The organism is Psychrobacter sp. 1U1 (genome assembly GCF_051847535.1).
Classification (GTDB): Bacteria; Pseudomonadota; Gammaproteobacteria; order Pseudomonadales; family Moraxellaceae; genus Psychrobacter; species Psychrobacter saeujeotis.
In genome coordinates this window covers 186,918-206,044 of record NZ_JBPYDD010000004.1, presented here as the reverse complement: position 1 = coordinate 206,044, position 19,127 = coordinate 186,918, and the positions used below count along the sequence as shown (strand labels likewise).

Genomic DNA, 19,127 nt, shown 5'->3' with positions numbered 1-19,127 from the left:
GGCAGTTGTTACCAAACCTACAAATGCTAAAAGCGTAAATTATACGCTAGTATCAATAAGTGGTGGTTTTTGGATAAATTGTACACAAATTAAGTGAGTAGTATTCCAAACTATTTTATTTAGTCCCTCATTAATAAAGTGCTTTTTGGCTGTATATATTTTGATAAAAAGCCTTTTGATAAAAATATTTTAACTGTTTAACTGAGAGTTATTTATGTTTGATACCTTAACAGAACGTCTGTCGTCAAGCCTACGCAATATCGTTGGCACAGGACAACTGACTGAAGACAACATTAAAGACACCTTGCGCGAAGTGCGCATGGCACTGTTAGAGGCTGACGTCGCCTTGCCAGTAACCCGTGATTTTGTCAAACGCGTCAAAGAGCAAGCGCTCGGAGCGGAAGTACTCAAAGAGCTAGCACCAGGACAAGCCTTTGTAAAGATTGTCCATGATGAGCTGACCGAGATGATGGGCAGCGCTAATCAGCAGCTTGAGATGACAGGTAAACCGCCTGTAGTCTACTTGCTGGCAGGTTTGCAAGGTGCAGGTAAAACCACTACTGCAGGTAAATTAGCCAAATATCTACAAGAGCGCCAAAAGAAAAAAGTCATGTTAGTCTCAGCGGACGTATATCGTCCAGCAGCGATCAAACAGCTTGAGCAGGTCGCCGGTCAAGTAAATGCCAAGTTTGTCAATTCAAGCATTGATGAAAACCCTATTGATATTGCTAAGCGCGCCATTGAAGAAGCCAAGATCCAGTATCAAGACATCTTAATCATCGATACGGCTGGTCGTTTGCACATTGACGACACTATGATGGATGAGATTAAGGCGCTGACGGCGGCGGTTAATCCATCTGAGACCTTGTTTGTGGTCGATGCGATGACGGGTCAAGATGCGGCCAATACTGCCAAAGCCTTTAACGACGCATTGCCATTAACTGGTGTGGTCCTCACCAAGACCGACGGTGATGCACGTGGCGGTGCTGCACTTTCTGTCCGTGCGATTACAGGTAAACCGATTAAGTTCTTAGGTCGCGGCGAAAAACTAGACGCATTAGATCTTTTTCATCCTGAGCGTATAGCCCAGCGTATCCTTGGTATGGGTGACGTACTAAGTTTGGTTGAAGAAGTCGAGCAAAAAATCGACCGCGACAAAGCCGAAAAAATGGCGAAAAAGATGCAAAAGGGCGGTGATTTCGACCTTGAGGATCTACTGACTCAGTTTCAACAAATGAAAAATATGGGCGGTATGTCGGGCTTTCTTGATAAGATGCCTGGTATGGGTGGATCAGACATGCAAAAGGCAGTCGAAGACGCTAAGCCTGAGGAAAAGGTACGTGAAATGGAAGCGTTGATTAATTCTATGACGCCATTTGAACGTAAAAATCCAGATAAGATCAATCCAAGCCGTAAGCGCCGTATCGCCGCAGGCTCTGGCCGTGAGATTCAAGACGTCAACCGTTTGCTAAAGCAACATAAACAAATGGCAAAAATGATGAAAATGATCTCAAAGCCTGAAGGTATCAGTAAGATGATGAAGTCGATGCAAGGATTAATGGGCGGTGGCGGCGGAGCTGGGGGCGGTGGTCCTCTATTTGGCGGTGGCGGTCAGCAGGGCGGTCCCAAAGATGTGAACCCGCAACAAATGGCGAAGCAAATGGGCCTTGATCCCAATAATATGCCTAGCACCGAAGAGATGCAAAAACAGATGCAAGAGCTGCAAAACCAGACGCCTAAGAATTTTAAAAAGCGTTTTTAATAGACCAGTGACAAGTTTCTGTTATTGTAAGTTTTCTTTTTGATGAAAACCCAAAGCTAAGGCAGTTTTGGGTTTTTTTTATGAAAACTGTAGGCAAATTTTTTGATGAATAAAGTATGAAAAACGTAGAAAGTCATAAAATGGCTTATTCTAAATGCTATGATAGGCCCAATTTTATTTGGGTGTTTTTGATATAGTCGTCCAAAGTGAAATTGTTATAAGTTTAAACGTGCTACTGGTATAAATTTTACTTGCGTACTGTTGTCTCAGAGGTGGCGCAAAATTCATCCCAGCAGCGCTAATCTATTCTTAGATCTAATCGATTATAGTTGATTTTTTATAGAAGTAGTATAAGTTTAAACTGTTATAAAGCAACCGAGTGTAGAGGTAATACTGCAAACGAGACGCTATAATATCTTATAGCGGACTGACTATAGTGCCAAAAGTATAAACCGAGGTTACAATGTTTTTAGCAATGGATACCGTGTTTGATCAATGTTCGATCGCCATCTTAGATGCGAGTGGGCAAGTGCTGTCGAGCCATACAGAGACGGGTAAACGTCAGCAGACCCAGCAAATCTTGCCGATGATTGATGCAGCGCTGTCTGAGTCAAATCTCAATCTTGCTGACCTACAAGCATTAATCTTTAACCGTGGCCCTGGTGCATTCAGCGGTATTCGAATTAATACTGCAGTGGTACAAGCATTATCTGTGGCACATGATTTGCCTTGTGTAGGTGTGTCTAGCTTACAAGCCATAGCCCAGTGTGCGTATCAGCAGTACGGCGTGACGCACGTATATAGTGCCCTCGACGCACGTATGCAACAAGTCTATTTTGGCCAATATAAAATAGAAGAAACAGAGCAATACCCCGTTGCCATAATGCAGCCGGTGTCAGTCGATAATAGCGATAGTACTGAGCGGTTGCTGGATTATGACAGTCAGACAGCGCTTAATCTTGCTATCGTTGGTAATGGTGCACCGCTCTTAACACTGTATGATGGACAAGTATGTCATGATGATGTCTGGCCTACTGCAGTGGTGATTGGTCAATTAGGTATTGCTCAATTTATGAGTACTGGCGGTACAGAGGCTGCGCAAGCGCTACCAGAGTATCTGCGCAATCAGGCATGGAAAACCTTAAAAGAGCAAGGTAAAGCATAGCTCTTAATATATTCATTTAAGAGAATGCATATAGATGGGCAATAGTAGCTATGTGTAACTTATTATAAAAGCAACGACAATATAGGACGGCCAATAGGTCTGTTTTTAGGAAAATAATTGTGGATATACTCTTGTTAATTCAAGCTGTCATCATGGGTATCGTTGAAGGCATTACTGAATTCTTACCCATTTCTAGCACGGGTTATTTAATTCTATCTGCCGATTTAATGAATTTTTGGACTAAAGATAAAGTCGATTTGTTTGTGGTGGTGGTACAGCTTGGTGCTATTTTGGCAGTCATTTATGACTATTGGGGTAGGCTGTGGCAAGCGTTGATGGGTCTGCTGACGGGCAAAGCTGACGGTATGAGTAACCCAAGACAGCTGGGGCTGAGCTTGATTGTCGCTACTGTTCCTGTGATGCTTGTAGGCTTTACTTTTGCTGATGAGATCAAAACCTACTTATTTAATCCTATTACTGTTGCTATCATGCTCATCATCGGTGGTCTGCTGATATTTTATGTTGAAAAACGTCCCAAAACGATCATTGCTCGTGAGGCCGAAGACGTCAGTCTAAAGACAGCGTTGATGATTGGTTTGTTTCAGTGTCTGGCGCTGATACCAGGTACATCACGTTCAGGTGCGACTATCATTGGTGCGCTCTGGCTTGGCGTTTCACGTAAAGCTTCAGCAGAATTTTCATTCTTTTTGGGGATTCCGGTCATCGTTGGTGCCGCATTACTAGATTTGCTTAAGCATGGCAATGTGTTGACCAGTAGCGAAGATTGGCTGGTGTTAGGCGTAGGCACAGTAGTATCTTTTATTGTAGCGCTACTTTGTATTCGCTGGCTTGTCGCTTGGGTAAGCCGCCGTGACTTTACGATTTTTGCATGGTTACGTATTATTACTGGGGTGGTAGTATTGTTGGCGTCTTGGTTGTTTGGTTATCAAATGGCAGGTTAAACATGCACTATGATTTATGGTCTTATCAATCGTTAAGAGAAGGGCAGTCATGAGCGCGTCGCTACCAGCAGCTAACAATCTTAGTGCGCAAAGTCATTGCCAACTGCTTTATGTCAGCGAGCATCAGCAAGCCCAGATTGAGCGCCTGCACGTCCTGATAGAACAGCATCAACTCCCCATCAGCCTAATGACTAAATTGTTTGCCGAAAAGCTCAATCAAAAACGTCGCAAGCAATTAAGTCAAATGTCCACTTTACCCATTTTATTATTGGATGAAAAAGACAAGCTGTCGTGGTTGAGTGATGGATTGAGCGTTACCCCAGAATGGGATAAATTGCAGCGCCGTGTGGTAAGCGCTGGACGTAAGTCTGAGCTGTTGCTGCAAGCGGCTAAAGTTACATCGGACAGCCGCGTTATCGATGCAACAGCAGGCTTTGGTCACGACAGCTTGATATTGGCCAGCACCGGTGCTCAAGTCACTATGCTTGAGCAGCAACCTTTAATGGCGTTGCTACTACTAGTAGAGCAGCAGCGTATGAATGCACTACCGAATTGGCAAAAGCTGATGAGCCGTCTGCAAATCATCAATACCGATGCGCTAAGTTATTTTACGCAGTCAAATGCAGAGATGACAGCCGCCAGTCAACAGTCAATTGACGTTGTATATTTGGATCCGATGTTTCCAGAAGACAGCTATCAAGATAGTAAGACGGGCAAAGGCGCCAAAGTCGGCAAGCATATGCAAGCCTTACACCAATTGGCTCGTCCGCCGACAATGGACGAAGAGTGTCAACTACTACAAAGTGCGCAAGCTATCGTCAGAAATAGCGACAAACAAGGCCGCGTGGTGGTAAAACGGCCACAGCTTGCACCGCCACTTGCCAATCAACAACCAAGTGAGAGTTGGCATAATGAAGCGGTACGTTTTGATGGTTATTTTGTTTGATATCTAGGCAATCCAGTTTTAGAACGTTACCGTGCTGCTGGAATATATTTAGGACTCATGGATTTAGGAGCAAGGAATGTCGACGTTAATCATATGGGTGATGGGAGCAGGGTTATTATTGATAAATATCATACTGCGTACTCGGATTCTCCGGCTTGAAGCGTCTCTTAAAGCACTAAGAGGCTCACAAGAGTATTTAACTTATCTGCATAAGCAAGCTCAAACAACGCAAAATAATAAAGTGGCAGCCATCAAGGCGCTGCGTAAAAAATACCCTGAGCTATCATTGATTGAAGCCAATAAATTATGGCAGCAAGTCCAGTAATCTTAACCAAAAACATAAGCCGCATACATAACTTTTTATTGATGATAATTAAAATACCATGACATTTTCAGACAAACTACACGCCTATTTGCAGCTGACACGCTTTGATAAGCCAGTCGGTATAGAGCTGCTACTTTGGCCCACACTTTGGGGCGTGATGCTGGCTGCTATGGGCCATGCGCAGCAGCAAGGGGCAACGGCAGGTCTGCCCAGCCTAAAGGTATTTATATTATTTGCACTGGGCGCGATTTTTATGCGGGCGGCAGGTTGTGCGATTAATGACTTTGCCGATCGTAAAGTCGATGGTCATGTCAGTCGTACTAAAGGTCGCCCTTTAGCAGATGGACGTTTATCTGCTAAAGAGGCCATTGCTGCATTTTTAGTGTTGGTATTATTGAGTGCCAGTCTATTGTTTTTCTTGCCCATCGAAGTATTTTATTGGTCTTTAGGAGCAGTCATACTGGCCTTTATTTACCCGTTTATGAAACGTTTTACGCACTTACCGCAAGTGTTTTTGGCTGCAGCGTTTGGCTGGGCGATACCAATGGCGTATGTAGCGGTGCAAGGTGCGCCTGACATTTGGTGCTGGTTGTTGTTTATAGCTTATATGTGTTGGACGGTGGCTTATGATACCCAGTATGCCATGGCGGATCGTGAGGATGATTTAAAGATTGGAGTCAAATCTACGGCAATACTCTTTGGCCGCTATGATGTCGTTATCATCTCGTTACTGCAAATGTTGTTTTTGCTCATTATGGGCGTGGTAATGTGGCATTATTTTGCGCCGACATCGCTGGGCATCACTCCAGTATTTGGACTAGCGTTGGTCGCAATGATGTTTGCTAAGCAAAACAGCGCCTGTGCCACTCGTCATGCGATGTCTTGCTTTCAGGCATTTTTAGCCAATATATGGGTCGGGCGCTACGTCTTTGCGCTTATCGCAATTGCTTGTTTATGGACGACTTTTAATGGATAAATTCAAGAAGCTCTCAAAGTCAAAAGCGAGAAAGCGGGTTGACCTCAATGGTCCAAGCGTCGATTATCAGGCAAAGCTGGCTGAGCATGGTTTGACTCGCGAGCAAGTCATTGCTACCGAACGTAAATTGGCGAAGTTTGCCAACACTATGGATTCGCTCGTGCGCGTGCCGTTTACTAAGCAAGGGATGGGCGCTGATGCGGCGCTTTCGACCATTCCACTAGCAGGAGATTTGGCGGGACTCGCGTTGACCAGCTATGCTTTTATATTAGGTCGTCAGCTAGGCGTCCCAGCACATAAGATGACGCCAGCAGTCAGACTGGCGCTAATTGATATGGTGGTTGGCATTGTACCTGGTATTGGGACGCTGCTGGATATCTTTATACGTCCTAGTCGTAAGACCTTGGGCATCGTACATCAGCACCTACAAGATGAGTATGGCATCACTGAAACCATGCATATGGATCGGCCATTTTTACATCAATCATTAGAAGACAAGCAGCGGCAAAGTCGCTTTTGGCGCAATCCTATCGTGGCTTGGCTCTATCTGCATATACCTGACATATTAGGGCTAGTCGTTTTGATATTTGTTGTTTGGGGATTGTGGGCCGTGATGAGCTGGCTGGTCGCTATGTTTGGTAAAACAACGGGTTTTGGCTAAAAGAAAGCAATAAAAAGGCGGTACACGATAGTAACGTGTGCCGCCTTTTTATTGCTTAAAATATTATTTTTAAGAGGCTTAAGCTATGTGTCTTTTCACAATTTACTCAGTGACGACTTCAGCATCAGCGCTGATAGCATCGAAGCTTGTGACATTATTGTTTTTAATAAGGTCGATGCTACCACCACCTGCGTGAGTGACCAGCTGCATATGACCATCTGTAGAACGATAAGTTGGATTATTGCCTTGGCCTTCGGGTGCGCTGAGCATCATAGTCGGTTTGTTAGGCAAAGTGACAAGGGCATTGAGTACGCCTGCTGCTGAGGTCTCAAAGACGACGGATAACGTTTCACCTGCCGCGTTTTTGTAAATGACATCAGTGATTTGTGCGCCTTTAATAGCTTGTTCTGGATTAGGAGTCAGGTCTGCTGTATTTGGTTCTACTTCTACGGTTTCGATATCGTTTTCAAGCTCGTTTACGCTAACATCGTTCTTTGACTTTTCGGTGGAATCAACCGAGTTTTGAGAGCTGTCTATAGGTGCACTATTGTCATTGCTATCACTGTCATTATTAACAGACGTAGTTTGAACGGTGGTCGTTTCAGCTTGTGGCTCATTAGCTGCTTCAGGTTCTGGTGTCTTTTGGCAAGCAGTCAGTATCAGCCCACTAAAAAGAAAGGCGGGAAAAACACGCAAGTAGGACTTGGATTTTAGTGACGCTATAGCAAGGGCTTTCATAGTAAGGTTATTATTCCATTAAAAGGGTTTATTTGAGCATAGTGAGCTGTCATCTGCTGTTGGATAACAACATATTGCTAAGTACTTACGGTAATAACGAGCTGTCGCTGTCCGCCATACTTATCAAGGTTATCTCGATGCTCGCATAAATATACGCCTTGCCACCTGCCAAGTCCCAATACGCCATTGCTAAGTGGGATGGTTAAACTGACCCCAAGCATTATACTTTTAAAATGGGCTGGCAAGTCATCCGAACCTTCTAATGTATGACGGTACTCGGGTTGATTAGCAGGCGCAATTTTATTCAGCCAATCTTCAGTATCTAGTCTGACATCTGGGTCAGCATTTTCGTTAATCGCGAGACTGGCAGAGGTATGCTGTAAAAATAGGTGCACTAGACCTACTTGAGATGAATTAGGTATTAGCTTACGAATCGCATCTTCAATCATTGGCGTTATGATATGAATGCCGCGCGCATAGGCAGGCAGGGTCAGCGTGGTTTGGTGGTAGGGCATTACATACCTCTCGTTATTAGAAACAACTTTATAGCTTCATACTATAAAATAGCCAAGAATGTGAAAAGCTCAGTCATAACAAAGCTGAAACCAGGTTTGAATGTTAACTAAGCGGCGTCTGTAAGCGCGTACGATTGGGCGACAGGCGCGCGCGCATCGCTGCTGACAATGGTGCAAAAGATCCTAGCATCATATCTGCAAGCGTTTCAGCGCATATGGGCGCTAACGCATAGCCTTTAGCGCCCATCGCACTCATAACCCAAGTACGCCGGCTTTGTGCTAATCGTCCTACGATAGGATGATAATCAGGGGTTTGAGTTCGAACGCCGGCGCGCCCCTGCCATAGACTGCTATCGGCTGGAATAACCGATTCCATCTCAGGAATGGCAGAGACGAGCTTTTCACGACTAATATGGTGCTCTTCATTACGAATATCAGTGTCTGTATCATTGCGTATAAAGCTAGCGCCTAATAATAGATGCGCTGCACCTTCTACCACATCATTCAACTCTTTATCATCAGCTTGCGCGGTAAAGACGGCACAGTAGCCGCTATATTTAAGCGGTATTTTAGGTAGGTTTGTGAGCTGTTTGGTGGTTGGCGTGAACCACGAAAGCTGACCACGAATTTTACGACAATCAAAAATACGCTGATCTATTTTGTGACTCTCATAAGCGGCGCAAACCACCACATTATCGGCACTAATAGTCATCACGCCTTTGTCCTGATTACTGCCTTCAATACGAACACAGCTTTCCATCTCGTTAATATTGCTAACGTCTAATTGCTGAAAGCAGATGAGCGGATGGGTCAGTATTATATTTTTTAATGCTTGAGGGTTGACCAAACCGGATTGTGGTAAGTACAAATTCTCTGATAAATTTTGCGTTTTTAATCCGGTAGTCTCTTGTGCTTGCGCAAGCGATAGCGTGGTTGCCATCTCGTTCGGATAGTCTGCAATTTGTTCTGTGCCGATATTGGCTTTTATCAGCAAATCTAGTGCGCCAGTTAACTCAAGTACGGGCGCTGTATTTTGCTTTGCAGCCTTTTTATTAAGCTGTCGATATAGACGGCTGCTATAGAGATAACCGATGCTATGCAAATGCTCATCAACATGATGAATCGGTGTCATCTTAGGCGCGAGTAGGGCGCGAGGATTGCCTGATGCACCTGCTAGAGGCGCTGATTTATCTAGCAAAGTGACATTAATACCGCGATTGGCTAGCGACCATGCTGTCATTAAGCCTGAGACACCAGCGCCAATGACAATACTATGGGCGCTATTAATAGCTTGATTATCAGGATAGTCATGAGCATCACTACGGTTATCTGACAAATCGGTAGACTCAGCCATGATGGCGGTGAGCATCTCACGTTTACGGCCAAAGCCTTTAACTTTTTTGATCTCAAAGCCGCAGTCTTTTAGTGCGCGTTTGACGATACCTGCGCAGCTATAAGTAGCTGCGGTCGTGCCAAGGTAGGAGAGACGCTGTACTTGTGCGAAGATGTTTTCAGCCCACAATGTACTATTACAAGAAGGGGCAAAGCCATCCAGATACCATGCGTCAATGTAGGGTGCTGGCTTGATAGAGGCGTCTAATGCCAATTTGGACAAACTATCAGCTGCGTCACCAAACCACATATCGACAGTCAAATTATCATCGAGGAAGTTTAGACGATGACATCCTGCGATCAGAGGCGGATAAGCCGCTAAAAACTGCGCAGTCAGCACAGACAGCTCAGGCGCACGCTGTGCCCATAAAGCTAAGATTTGGGTAAGATCTGTGAGCGGTATCGGATGTTTTTCTGTGGTAATAAAGTGTAGCTTCGCTGTTGCCAAGTGTGGATGGGCATGACGCAGCTCTCGCCATAGCTGCCACGTTGCCAACAAATTTAGCCCAGTACCCAAGCCCAATTCTGCGATGCTAAAGCATTGCCTTGGCGCAAGATTAGTCAGTCGCTCAACCAACTGATTGTGTGCCAAAAACACATAACGCGACTCTGCAAGGCCATCGGCATGCGAAAAATACACATCATCAAACTCACCTGATACCGGCACTTTATTACCCGTATCGTCCATCTGCCAGTTGATCTTGGCAGGTGTGATAGCTGATGCGTGGATATTCGGTGTGGTAGGGTGCTGCATAGGTATCGTGGCAGCGCTACTATTTTTTGAAGAGGCGTTAGACATAGGCGATCACATTAGAGAAGGCAATAACAAAGAGCTACCAGCGCTCACGGCGGACAAACACCAGCCATGAGATAAAAATACCGACAAGCAAGCTCATCAAAACAGTAAACGCACCGTATAAAAACAATTGACCTTTGCTCTCATAAACCAAAACGTTTACTTGTGTCTGCAAATCATTTACTTGTCTTTGCAGTTGCGCATTGCGACTAAGTAGCGCTTGATTGGCCTCAGATAAGGCTTTATCTGAAGGCTGAATTTGTGCGGCTAAAGTATTGCTAGCTGACAATGTTTGGTCTGATGTTGACTGGACAGAAGTGTTTTGATTGGTGGCAGACGACGTTGCTACGGAATCAGTATTGCTCACTGATGGCGCCGCATGCGCTGACATGGCGATGAGCAAAAACGTACTAGCCAGGCCATGTTGATAGCGGCGATTTTTTGATAAGGATATTCGCTGATTCACGACTTTACTACTTTATTCGAGGCGTTATCATCTGCTTTTGGTAAGGTATGGATAAAGGGTCTGATATCTACGTGACTGTATACGCCATCCCGTAAATACGGCTCATCGTTTGCCCATGCTTGCGCTGCTTCTAAAGAGTCAAAGTCAGCGATAATTAGGCTACCTGACATCGCCTCTAAACCGTGCTCGATAGGCGTAGGGCCTGCGATAATAAGACGGTTTTCTTGAATTAACCGCTGTAAGCGCTCAACATGTTCAGCGCGGGTGATTTGACGCTGTGCTGTACTATTGGCGACGTCGTGACCGATGATGGCAAATAAGGACATGACCCTTCCTTTATGAATAGTAAAAATAAAAAATGATGATTTATAATGATAATGTCAATTTGACAATAAGGGTTGGTTATTATCGCAATACTTTTTTATTTTGCAGACTTATCAGTTAAAGCTGGATTTAAATGCTTTTTTAATACCGCAAATTGAGCGACAACAAACACCAGCATAATCGGAATCCAGCCATAGGTCTTAAAGTTAATCCATGCCTCATCAGACATCGTGAATGCCGTGATATAATGTAAAAAGCCCATAAAGGCGAAGAACAGTGCCCAAGCGATAGTAAGCTTTTTCCAGCCACTCATAGTAAGCGAAAAGACCTCTTTCATGGCAAGCTGCATCAAGGGTTTATTAATCGCAGCACTGATAATCAGCGTTAACGCAAAGATACCGTTGATAATCGGCGATTTCCAACGCAGATAAATATCATCACGCAAAAGTAGCGTACCCCCACAAAATAAAATGGTCAGTATTAATACAACCCATTGCTGTTTATCAAATTTGCCTTTTTGACGCACAAAGTGAATAGCATAAACAACGATAGTTGCAATAAGCAAAGCGCCTGCTGCTGCCAAAATACCACTTTGACGAGCAGTAACAAAAAAAGCAATCAAAGGAATGAAGTCTAGTAATGCTTTCATAACAAGTGGAATGTCCAACAAAAACGTAGTGAGTAGTTTACACGTCTACTGAGGCAAAAAAAAGCAATCAACATCATAAACATATTGATAATAAGTATAAGTGCTAGACAATCTTGTTATTGTTTTCTATTAAGCCATTATTGGCCCTTTATAAACCCATATATTTGATCAACATCTAAGGTTAACGTTATGAAAATCGACTTACATTGTCACAGTACCTGTTCAGACGGTACTTATGCTCCAGCAGATGTTGTACAGCGTGCGCACGCAGCTGGTGTCGATGTGTTGGCATTGACGGATCACGATACGCTACTAGGTATTGATGAAGCTAGAGCGACAGCCACAGCGTGCGGAATGACACTTATTAATGGTGTTGAAATCAGCTGCGAACATACGCTAACTGGCGGTTATGGCAAAAATAAATCGACCAACAAGATCATTCACATCGTCGGGCTTGATTTTACCGATTTAGATAGAATGCATGCAACGCTACAGCAGCTACAAGACAGCCGTGCCACTCGTGGTCAACGAATTACCGAAAAGCTGAGTGAACTATTAGATACCGACTATGAGGAGCTATGGCAAGCGATACTCGATAAAGCAGGTGGTAACTCGCAAGCGGTTGGAAGAGCGCATATTGGTCAGGTGTTGTTTGAGCGCGGTGATGTCAAGACCGTACAAAAAGCCTTTGATAAATATTTGGCCGACAATAAAGCCGCTTACGTCGCGATTGACGCACTTAGTATGGCGAGAGGTATTGAGCTGATTCATGCATGCGGCGGTAAAGCAGTTCTTGCACATCCAACGCGCTATCAACTGTCAGCCACGCGCGTACGTAAGCTTATCGCTGAGTTCGCTGAGCTTGGCGGCGATGCTTGTGAGTTGCCAGCAACTAGTGAGCCTATCAGTACCCGAAGAATGGTTGATCGTAGTATCGCTGAACATGGACTTATGGCTTCAATTGGCAGCGACTTTCACGGTAGCAATATGCCATGGCGCCGTATTGGAGACGTGCCAACCCTGTCAACTGAACAGCGTGGCGTTTGGCAACTTTTTCAACATAGCAATCATTGATTATTGGACAGTTATTAACCATATGTCGTATATAGAGACCATTGACAACAATAATATTGCCAAATGATTTGAAAGTTGCCAAAATCAATAATAAACATACTAGAATTATATAGGTAAGAATTACGTTCACAAAAACGAGTATAGTGCTGCGTCAATCGACGGCTTATTTAAAATTGTAATGCATATCAAACGTTTAAGATTTAAACCAATAAGTATCGTCATCTGCCATATCCTAAGTTCAGTACTAATGTAGTAATCAAGGCACAAGACCTTTGTTACTTTAAACTCATCTATCAGTCTGTTAGCACCTATTTACAAACCACAACGTTTGTATTGGTCTTGATGACAGAATGAACAAATATGCACGTGGTAACGCGTATATGGTTACACCGATATACCGGGCAGGCTACAAAAAACTCTCTCAGATGATTTTTGAGTGGCAAGCTGCGGATAGAGCATCATTGTTAGCCATATTCATCGTGATGGAAATCACCATGCATTGGTTATGGTGTCTGTTTGTTTGGTTACGACAAGAGGCACTAGAGGGCTATGTGGACATGGCTCTCTTGTATCCCATATGGGCTGTTATAACGCTCATAGGGATATTTTTTTGCTGGATGGTAGGTCACTTATCTCATATTAGAGACGACTCTAAGCGCCTACATAATTGGCAAATCGTACTCATTTGTGTATATGGGTTATATATTGCCGTTGTCGTTTTGGTAATGGGTCACAGCAGTTTAGTCTCAGGTGTATCGCTCGTTGGCGGTACGATGCTTGCGATGATGCTAGTACGCCGGCGTTACATTTGGTATGCGTTCTTGATTCAAGTTTATTTGATTGTCCTGATGGCGATTTTGCCTTATTTGGGTGTGACTTTACCTAGCATGCGCCAACTAAATATCCCCTCATTACCGCTTGGTACGTACAGTTATCAAACCTATAGCGAGATGACAAGTATTGAGAATGCGATAGAAGCCACTATTTTTCAAGATGGTACGCTTAGCTGGGATAGTATCAATGAGATTCGGCGCTCCTCAGTATTCTTTTGGCGTGTGACGCATATGTATTTAGCGTTGCCCAAAGCCATTTTTATGGTATATATTTTTAGTACGCTGCTACTAATTTTGGACAATAGCAAAAAACAAATCGTGCAGCATGCCAATCATGATGAGCTGACAGGTCTGAAAAACCGCCGCTGCGGCCTCACTAAAATGCGTCAAACGCTCGCTAAACTCACTAAAAGCCAAGACTATACTGTTATCTTACTCGATTTAGATTTGTTTAAAGACATCAATGACAATTACGGTCATGATGTCGGCGATCATGTATTAAAAGAAGTTGCAAATATATTGACAGACAAGCTCACTGAGACTGATATTGTCAGTCGTTATGGAGGTGAGGAATTTTTAATTGTTCTGCCTGATATAGCGCATGATCTAGCGATGGCTATTGCCGAACAGCTGCGTTGCGATATTGCTACCCATGTGTTTCAAATAGACCATAATCTAAGCTTTAAGATAACGGCGAGTCTAGGGCTTTATACCTTGACTCATGCTGAGCGCGCCTGCATCAGACAAAGATATGCATCCATAAAATCCAAAGAAACAGTGGCGACATCATCATTATCGAAGCTGCCGACAATTAAGTCTCGTAAGAGCAAACGCGCATCTATACCAGTGTCAGAGCTGCGATATGCTCAGTTGCCTAGTGATATTTGTCAGCGTTTGATTAGAGTCGCAGACAAAGCATTGTACGAAGCCAAAGATCGTGGTCGCAATCAAGTGGTCAGTGCCAACGAGATGACAGTAGCAAAAGACAGCATTGGGCAGTTATACAGCAGTCAAAAAACCAGCGGCCAAAAAACAGATGCATAATCGGTTATGAACAGGATAACTTAGTACAAAGCTACAAAGCCTTACACCTTCGATGATGAGCTGCTTAGCTGTTGTACCAAACCTGCCAGTACACTAGTAGCAAAGCTGCCAGTCGTCAAAGTAAAATTTAATACGAGCGTTTGCTTACCATCTGTTTGTTCCTCTTGCCACGTCCAACGCATCGCTTCAACGGGTAATCGTAGTGCTCGTCGTTGGGCTTTGACGTCGCGTTTTTCTAGACCCACTGCTAGCTGTGCTAATAATGGATTGCACTGTACTATATCGTTTTCGAGCTGGGCTGCTATGCCGCTGACTTTATCGTTACCTACGCCCCACAGCACACCAGTTGGATGAATATCCCCACTGGCAACACGCGCACGTAGCGACTCGTCTACCTCTTCACTAGCAAATATCGAGCCTGAGCCATCTAAGTTAAATACTTCACCGGTAAGTCCGGTATTCCAACTGCCGTCGCGTACTCTGGCTGCCAATATCTCATTGAATAGTAAACTACGCGCGGCAGACAACTCCATCGTGTGTTGCTCACGCGGCGCACGTTTACGTTTACTCTTTTTTGTTTGCGGACGATCTTTTGGTGCTGGGCGTGCGAACAGCCTTAACGCCTCTGTTATATTATTACCATGCCATCCAAAACGCTGCGGACCAAAGTAATTGGGTACGCCAGTTGCGCTGATATTTTGCAAATGCTGCTCTACAGACGACTTATCGTTATCTTCCAATTCAATATCTCGCAAGGTGATAATAAATTGATTAGCCCTATGTGTACCGCGATTAAGCTTTTTATTGTGCCAGTGCTGCGTAAGGATGGTGACTGATTCGTTGTCACCGATATCTATTGGTGCAAATTTAGTCTCTGGCAATTGCTTTTTGGGTATCCGCAGGCTAAACCACTGCGTTGTCAGTGCATGGCGGTCTTTGAGTCCTGAATAACCAACATCACGTAATGGAATCTCTGCCCACTCGGACAGTAATTTGGCTAAATAAGCAGTATTTACACCGGACTTTTTGATATGTAACCATAGATGCTCGCCTTCGCCAGTGAAGTCAATCGGCAATATCTCGTTAACGATAAAGTCTGTGTTATATGTTTTGTAGGTTGCCTGCTTTAAAGGTGGCAGTATGGGCTGAGGGAGCTGCTCGGTATCTGTCGCCGCTTTGATATCGAAACTTGCGATATCAAAGCTTGCGATATCAAGCTGCTCGTTATGAGTTGGCTGACTGTCTAAGTCAGATTGAGCTAAGGCAGATTGAGCATTAAAGTTATCTGTCGTTTTTTTATAGTTATCTTGAGAAGTCATAAAGTGGTCTTGTATTTTAATGGTAAGTTTTGGGTTGAAAGGGTAAGGCCAATTAATTAGAGCTAGTAAATATTAATCAGTTACGTTTTGCAACGCAGCGAACGTACAAATAAACAGCGTACGTTAAGTGGGCTTGTTACTATCAATAGAGCTGTTTTTTAAATGTATAGTCGATACAAACTAAAATGGATACAGGATATTATAGTGCGTTACTGGTACAAATTTTCCTCACTTGTTGTGCCTACGCTGACAGAAGCTTTGTAAAAATCATCTTAGTCACGCTCGGTAGTTCGCAGTAACCTTGTCTCTTTTAAAGTATATCGACCATTACGGTACGTTTTATACAGAACATAATTATAACTGTTAAGGATGACCTATGAGCCAGATGAATAACAACCTAGCCGATAATAACATTCATACCGAGAATATCGTGACCATCAATAAATCTGATATTCCAAATGGTGGCATGAAATCATATAAACAAGATGATGATAGTATCATTTTAATCACTCGCGATGAGGATGAGTTTTTTGCCTTTGATGGCAAGTGTCCGCATGCTGGCGCAGATTTGGGCACAGGGTTGCGCTGCGGTAGTCGAGTCGTCTGTCCTTGGCATCATGCAACTTTTGACAATCGTGATGGGACGCTATTAGAGCCAGTTGCCATGCGCGGATTGACTCAATATCAGCTGACAGATGAGGGCGAGAGCTTGAGCGTCGATACCTCAGCAAAAATGAATCAAAACTTGGACAATGACAAGCTGATCGATACTCATACTATTATCGTTGGTGGTGGCGGTGCAGGGTTTATGACGGCCAATCAGCTGCGTCATACGGGCTATGGTGGCAAGATTACCTTGATCAGCAAAGAAAATAAAGCCCCTTATAATCGTCCTTTATTATCAAAAGCCTTTTTAGCGGGGAATATGGAGGAAGACAAGCTGTTACTATGCGGTGCAAAGTGGGCCAGTGATAACGATATCGATTTACGCCTCAATCAAACGGTTAGCGAAGTACTACCCAATGAGTCTACCGTCGTTATCACCAATGATAGCGGCAATAGTGAGCGACAGACTGCAGATTTTTTAGTGGTAGCGACAGGTGCTGAGCCAAACATACCGCCTATCACAGGAGCTGATTTGGATGGCGTTTATACCTTGCGTAGCATGGAGGATGCCAAGTTGATTAAAGCGGCCAGTCATGATCAGCGTGTGGTGATTGTGGGTACAGGCTTTATCGGTATGGAGGTTGCTTCTGCATTGGCACAAGCAGGTACGACCGCTTCGATCACGGTGATTGGACAGGACGATCGGGTAATGGGCAATATCGTATCAAAAACCGTAAGCAATGCGTTGATTAAGCTGCATAAAGACAACGGCATAAACTTTGTGTTTAATGCCACTGTCAATAAAATCACTAAAGTTGAAAGTAAGGCTGAGCATCCTAAACATGATAAAACCTTTTCACAAGTAGGCGGTGTGACGCTTGCCAATGGCGAGCATATCGATACCGATATTGTGATTTTGGGTACGGGCGTGGCACCGCGTACAGAGGTTTTAAACGAGGTGAATGATCCAGATGGTGTGCAAGTCGACAGTCATCTGCAGCTGCGCGATGGGGTTTATGCGCTTGGCGACATTGCAAAAGCATCCGGTCAGATGGGACGTATGCGTATCGAACATTGGCGCGTGGCTTTACAGCATGGCATGGTCACAGCGGCAGCGATATTAAACGATGATAATGTCAATTCGTTAGAAGCGCGCATTCCTTTCTTCTGGACGATGCAATATGGCAAGAGCCTACGCTACAGCGGACATGCAGCCTCACCAGATAATAATATCTTACTTGGCTCGCCTGACACGCTCGATTATATCGAGTACTACTTCGATGATGAGGGAGAAGATACTCGTGCAAGTGCTGCAAGTACTTTAGGGCGTGATAAAGAGTTGGTCGCTTTTAGTGAGCTGCTGCGTCGTGGTCACGCGCCGACGCGCGCGCAGATCAATACTGGATTCGATATTATCGAGCAGGCCCAAGCATTATCGCGCTAGCATTTAAAGGCACATAAGGTTTACTATTAAAGCTGGCTTGGTTATCCAAGTCAGCTTTTTTATATAGCAATAATAAAAGGACACCTTATAAGATGAATAATAACCTTCTAAACAAAGACGCTGTGTTTTTACGGCAAGCAAAAGCGGATGATATTGGCGCAATTGAGCAGTTGTTAAATCGCTGTTATCGAGAAACAGCAGGCTGGACCAATGAAGCCGACTTGGTCGGTGGCATTCGTATTACTCAGTCTGAGCTGGCGAGCATTATTGATAACCCACAACATTATCTGTTCGTTTATCCAAAAACGACGACTGGCGCTCAGGATGGCGATGAAACTGACGAGCTGTTGGGTTGTATTGCCGTTGACATGAAAATCGACGCTGACGCAAATGAAAAAGCCTATATTGGTATGTTTGCGGTACATCCAGACTTGCAAGGGTGCGGTGTGGGAAATGTGATATTAGAGGCAGCTGAGACTTTTGCAGAGCGGCATCTACAAGGTAATGATCAACCAAGTCGTCTGACCATGTCTATTTTAAGTCATCGCCCCGAGCTATTGGCTTATTATCAGCGCCGCGGCTATCAGTTGAATGGTAACGAGATGCCGTTCCCAGATGACGGCAATAATGGCGAACCGAAGCGTCAAGACTTAGCATTATTAGAATTAGAGAAAATCGTTAGCTCATAAAGGTTGGCTTTAATTGTAACAGACTTGAGCTAACCCCAAAAATGCCCAAAGGTCATAAACAGCCCAACGCTTAGTAGAATAAATGCCACAATAATTAAACGCTTAAACCAGTTAAAAGCTGGCAGACGCGTGGCATTGTCATCCGACATGAGGTATGCAAACAAGCACAGTAAGCTTGCTGCCAACGTCATAATCCCAAGGCCAATTGGTAAAATATAGAGGTATACTTGCCACACAGTCATCTCACAAACGGCTTCTATTAAGCGCATCATAGCAGTATCATGATTGTGCTGTCTGTATCTGACGCTACGCTAAATCAAAAATAGGCAATAAAAAAGGCTATTCTATAAAGAACAGCCTTTTTGCTATTACTATCATTAGTCTTAAATAAAAAGAGTCCAAACATTATAACGTGTCACTGATATAAATTTTACTTGCTTG

The 19,127-nt window shown here is 44.0% G+C and carries 19 protein-coding genes; 11 read left to right on the top strand and 8 right to left on the bottom strand.

Translation table 11 applies throughout. From position 1 onward, the window contains the following. Positions 1 to 214 precede the first annotated feature (214 nt). The 7 genes from ffh to ACS8FB_RS07530 all read left to right on the top strand — a co-directional run bounded on the left by ffh (position 215) and on the right by ACS8FB_RS07530 (position 6,797). Complete coding sequence (ffh, locus tag ACS8FB_RS07560) at positions 215 to 1,762, top strand: signal recognition particle protein (protein ID WP_439261837.1); 1,548 nt, start codon at positions 215 to 217, stop codon at positions 1,760 to 1,762. Between the two features lie 463 nt (positions 1,763 to 2,225). After that, positions 2,226 to 2,927, top strand: a complete 702-nt coding sequence (gene tsaB, locus ACS8FB_RS07555) for a tRNA (adenosine(37)-N6)-threonylcarbamoyltransferase complex dimerization subunit type 1 TsaB (protein WP_439261836.1) — start codon at positions 2,226 to 2,228, stop codon at positions 2,925 to 2,927. Positions 2,928 to 3,046: 119 nt separating this feature from the next. Beyond that, positions 3,047 to 3,889, top strand: coding sequence for an undecaprenyl-diphosphate phosphatase (locus tag ACS8FB_RS07550; protein WP_439261834.1), 843 nt, complete (start codon positions 3,047 to 3,049; stop codon positions 3,887 to 3,889). 49 nt (positions 3,890 to 3,938) lie between these two features. Beyond that, a complete protein-coding gene (locus tag ACS8FB_RS07545; protein WP_439261832.1) occupies positions 3,939 to 4,835 on the top strand; it encodes a class I SAM-dependent methyltransferase in 897 nt (298 codons plus the stop codon). 76 nt (positions 4,836 to 4,911) lie between these two features. Continuing rightward, positions 4,912 to 5,160: a hypothetical protein gene (locus ACS8FB_RS07540; RefSeq protein WP_439261830.1), complete on the top strand. Its 249-nt coding sequence runs from the start codon at positions 4,912 to 4,914 to the stop codon at positions 5,158 to 5,160. 58 nt (positions 5,161 to 5,218) lie between these two features. Beyond that, a complete protein-coding gene (gene ubiA, locus ACS8FB_RS07535; RefSeq protein ID WP_439261828.1) occupies positions 5,219 to 6,136 on the top strand; it encodes a 4-hydroxybenzoate octaprenyltransferase in 918 nt (305 codons plus the stop codon). Beyond that, complete coding sequence (locus tag ACS8FB_RS07530; protein WP_439261826.1) at positions 6,129 to 6,797, top strand: DUF4112 domain-containing protein; 669 nt, start codon at positions 6,129 to 6,131, stop codon at positions 6,795 to 6,797. Before ubiA ends, ACS8FB_RS07530 begins: the two co-directional genes overlap by 8 nt. A gap of 102 nt (positions 6,798 to 6,899) precedes the next feature. Here the strand turns inward: ACS8FB_RS07530 and ACS8FB_RS07525 are convergent, their stop codons facing one another. The 6 genes from ACS8FB_RS07525 to ACS8FB_RS07500 all read right to left on the bottom strand — a co-directional run bounded on the left by ACS8FB_RS07525 (position 6,900) and on the right by ACS8FB_RS07500 (position 11,677). Further along, complete coding sequence (locus tag ACS8FB_RS07525) at positions 6,900 to 7,535, bottom strand: hypothetical protein (protein ID WP_439261824.1); 636 nt, start codon at positions 7,533 to 7,535, stop codon at positions 6,900 to 6,902. A 77-nt stretch (positions 7,536 to 7,612) separates the two neighbouring features. Further along, positions 7,613 to 8,050, bottom strand: a complete 438-nt coding sequence (locus ACS8FB_RS07520; RefSeq protein WP_439261823.1) for a secondary thiamine-phosphate synthase enzyme YjbQ — start codon at positions 8,048 to 8,050, stop codon at positions 7,613 to 7,615. A 103-nt stretch (positions 8,051 to 8,153) separates the two neighbouring features. Next, on the bottom strand, positions 8,154 to 10,241 hold the full coding sequence (mnmC, locus tag ACS8FB_RS07515; RefSeq protein ID WP_439261821.1) for an FAD-dependent 5-carboxymethylaminomethyl-2-thiouridine(34) oxidoreductase MnmC: 2,088 nt from the start codon (positions 10,239 to 10,241) through the stop codon (positions 8,154 to 8,156). Between the two features lie 34 nt (positions 10,242 to 10,275). Further along, a complete protein-coding gene (locus ACS8FB_RS07510; RefSeq protein WP_439261819.1) occupies positions 10,276 to 10,704 on the bottom strand; it encodes a hypothetical protein in 429 nt (142 codons plus the stop codon). Beyond that, the gene (locus ACS8FB_RS07505; protein WP_439261817.1) at positions 10,701 to 11,030 is read right to left on the bottom strand and encodes a YciI family protein; all 330 of its coding nucleotides are present in this window, start codon (positions 11,028 to 11,030) and stop codon (positions 10,701 to 10,703) included. Before ACS8FB_RS07505 ends, ACS8FB_RS07510 begins: the two co-directional genes overlap by 4 nt. A 95-nt stretch (positions 11,031 to 11,125) precedes the next feature. Then, positions 11,126 to 11,677 carry an inner membrane-spanning protein YciB gene (locus ACS8FB_RS07500; RefSeq protein ID WP_299217503.1) on the bottom strand — a complete coding sequence of 184 codons (552 nt, stop codon included), beginning with the start codon at positions 11,675 to 11,677 and terminating at the stop codon, positions 11,126 to 11,128. A gap of 189 nt (positions 11,678 to 11,866) precedes the next feature. On the opposite strand from ACS8FB_RS07500, the gene ACS8FB_RS07495 reads away from it, so the two are divergent. Both ACS8FB_RS07495 and ACS8FB_RS07490 read left to right on the top strand, forming a co-directional pair. Next, a complete protein-coding gene (locus ACS8FB_RS07495; protein ID WP_439261815.1) occupies positions 11,867 to 12,751 on the top strand; it encodes a PHP domain-containing protein in 885 nt (294 codons plus the stop codon). A 350-nt stretch (positions 12,752 to 13,101) separates the two neighbouring features. Then, positions 13,102 to 14,628 carry a GGDEF domain-containing protein gene (locus tag ACS8FB_RS07490; protein WP_439261813.1) on the top strand — a complete coding sequence of 509 codons (1,527 nt, stop codon included), beginning with the start codon at positions 13,102 to 13,104 and terminating at the stop codon, positions 14,626 to 14,628. A gap of 41 nt (positions 14,629 to 14,669) precedes the next feature. On the opposite strand, the gene truD is transcribed toward ACS8FB_RS07490, so the two are convergent. Further along, complete coding sequence (gene truD / locus ACS8FB_RS07485) at positions 14,670 to 15,947, bottom strand: tRNA pseudouridine(13) synthase TruD (protein WP_439261811.1); 1,278 nt, start codon at positions 15,945 to 15,947, stop codon at positions 14,670 to 14,672. 376 nt (positions 15,948 to 16,323) lie between these two features. Between truD and ACS8FB_RS07480 the strand changes: the two genes are divergently transcribed. Further along, positions 16,324 to 17,997 carry an FAD-dependent oxidoreductase gene (locus ACS8FB_RS07480; protein ID WP_439261810.1) on the top strand — a complete coding sequence of 558 codons (1,674 nt, stop codon included), beginning with the start codon at positions 16,324 to 16,326 and terminating at the stop codon, positions 17,995 to 17,997. 92 nt (positions 17,998 to 18,089) lie between these two features. Next, the gene (locus ACS8FB_RS07475; RefSeq protein ID WP_439261808.1) at positions 18,090 to 18,686 is read left to right on the top strand and encodes a GNAT family N-acetyltransferase; all 597 of its coding nucleotides are present in this window, start codon (positions 18,090 to 18,092) and stop codon (positions 18,684 to 18,686) included. Between the two features lie 29 nt (positions 18,687 to 18,715). Here the strand turns inward: ACS8FB_RS07475 and ACS8FB_RS07470 are convergent, their stop codons facing one another. Continuing rightward, the gene (locus ACS8FB_RS07470; RefSeq protein ID WP_299217489.1) at positions 18,716 to 18,958 is read right to left on the bottom strand and encodes a hypothetical protein; all 243 of its coding nucleotides are present in this window, start codon (positions 18,956 to 18,958) and stop codon (positions 18,716 to 18,718) included. Positions 18,959 to 19,127: the final 169 nt, after the last annotated feature.

What these genes read in the sequence shown, in the direction of transcription:
- ACS8FB_RS07545 (WP_439261832.1), top strand. Translation starts at nt 3,939, where the DNA reads ATGAGCGCGTCGCTACCAGCAGCTAACAATCTTAGTGCGCAAAGTCAT.
- ACS8FB_RS07520 (WP_439261823.1), bottom strand. Translation starts at nt 8,050, where the DNA reads ATGCCCTACCACCAAACCACGCTGACCCTGCCTGCCTATGCGCGCGGC.
- ACS8FB_RS07500 (WP_299217503.1), bottom strand. Translation starts at nt 11,677, where the DNA reads ATGAAAGCATTACTAGACTTCATTCCTTTGATTGCTTTTTTTGTTACT.
- ACS8FB_RS07505 (WP_439261817.1), bottom strand. Translation starts at nt 11,030, where the DNA reads ATGTCCTTATTTGCCATCATCGGTCACGACGTCGCCAATAGTACAGCA.
- ACS8FB_RS07470 (WP_299217489.1), bottom strand. Translation starts at nt 18,958, where the DNA reads ATGATGCGCTTAATAGAAGCCGTTTGTGAGATGACTGTGTGGCAAGTA.
- ffh (WP_439261837.1), top strand. Translation starts at nt 215, where the DNA reads ATGTTTGATACCTTAACAGAACGTCTGTCGTCAAGCCTACGCAATATC.
- ACS8FB_RS07525 (WP_439261824.1), bottom strand. Translation starts at nt 7,535, where the DNA reads ATGAAAGCCCTTGCTATAGCGTCACTAAAATCCAAGTCCTACTTGCGT.
- ubiA (WP_439261828.1), top strand. Translation starts at nt 5,219, where the DNA reads ATGACATTTTCAGACAAACTACACGCCTATTTGCAGCTGACACGCTTT.
- mnmC (WP_439261821.1), bottom strand. Translation starts at nt 10,241, where the DNA reads ATGTCTAACGCCTCTTCAAAAAATAGTAGCGCTGCCACGATACCTATG.
- ACS8FB_RS07490 (WP_439261813.1), top strand. Translation starts at nt 13,102, where the DNA reads ATGAACAAATATGCACGTGGTAACGCGTATATGGTTACACCGATATAC.
- ACS8FB_RS07475 (WP_439261808.1), top strand. Translation starts at nt 18,090, where the DNA reads ATGAATAATAACCTTCTAAACAAAGACGCTGTGTTTTTACGGCAAGCA.
- tsaB (WP_439261836.1), top strand. Translation starts at nt 2,226, where the DNA reads ATGTTTTTAGCAATGGATACCGTGTTTGATCAATGTTCGATCGCCATC.
- ACS8FB_RS07530 (WP_439261826.1), top strand. Translation starts at nt 6,129, where the DNA reads ATGGATAAATTCAAGAAGCTCTCAAAGTCAAAAGCGAGAAAGCGGGTT.
- ACS8FB_RS07480 (WP_439261810.1), top strand. Translation starts at nt 16,324, where the DNA reads ATGAGCCAGATGAATAACAACCTAGCCGATAATAACATTCATACCGAG.
- truD (WP_439261811.1), bottom strand. Translation starts at nt 15,947, where the DNA reads ATGACTTCTCAAGATAACTATAAAAAAACGACAGATAACTTTAATGCT.
- ACS8FB_RS07540 (WP_439261830.1), top strand. Translation starts at nt 4,912, where the DNA reads ATGTCGACGTTAATCATATGGGTGATGGGAGCAGGGTTATTATTGATA.
- ACS8FB_RS07495 (WP_439261815.1), top strand. Translation starts at nt 11,867, where the DNA reads ATGAAAATCGACTTACATTGTCACAGTACCTGTTCAGACGGTACTTAT.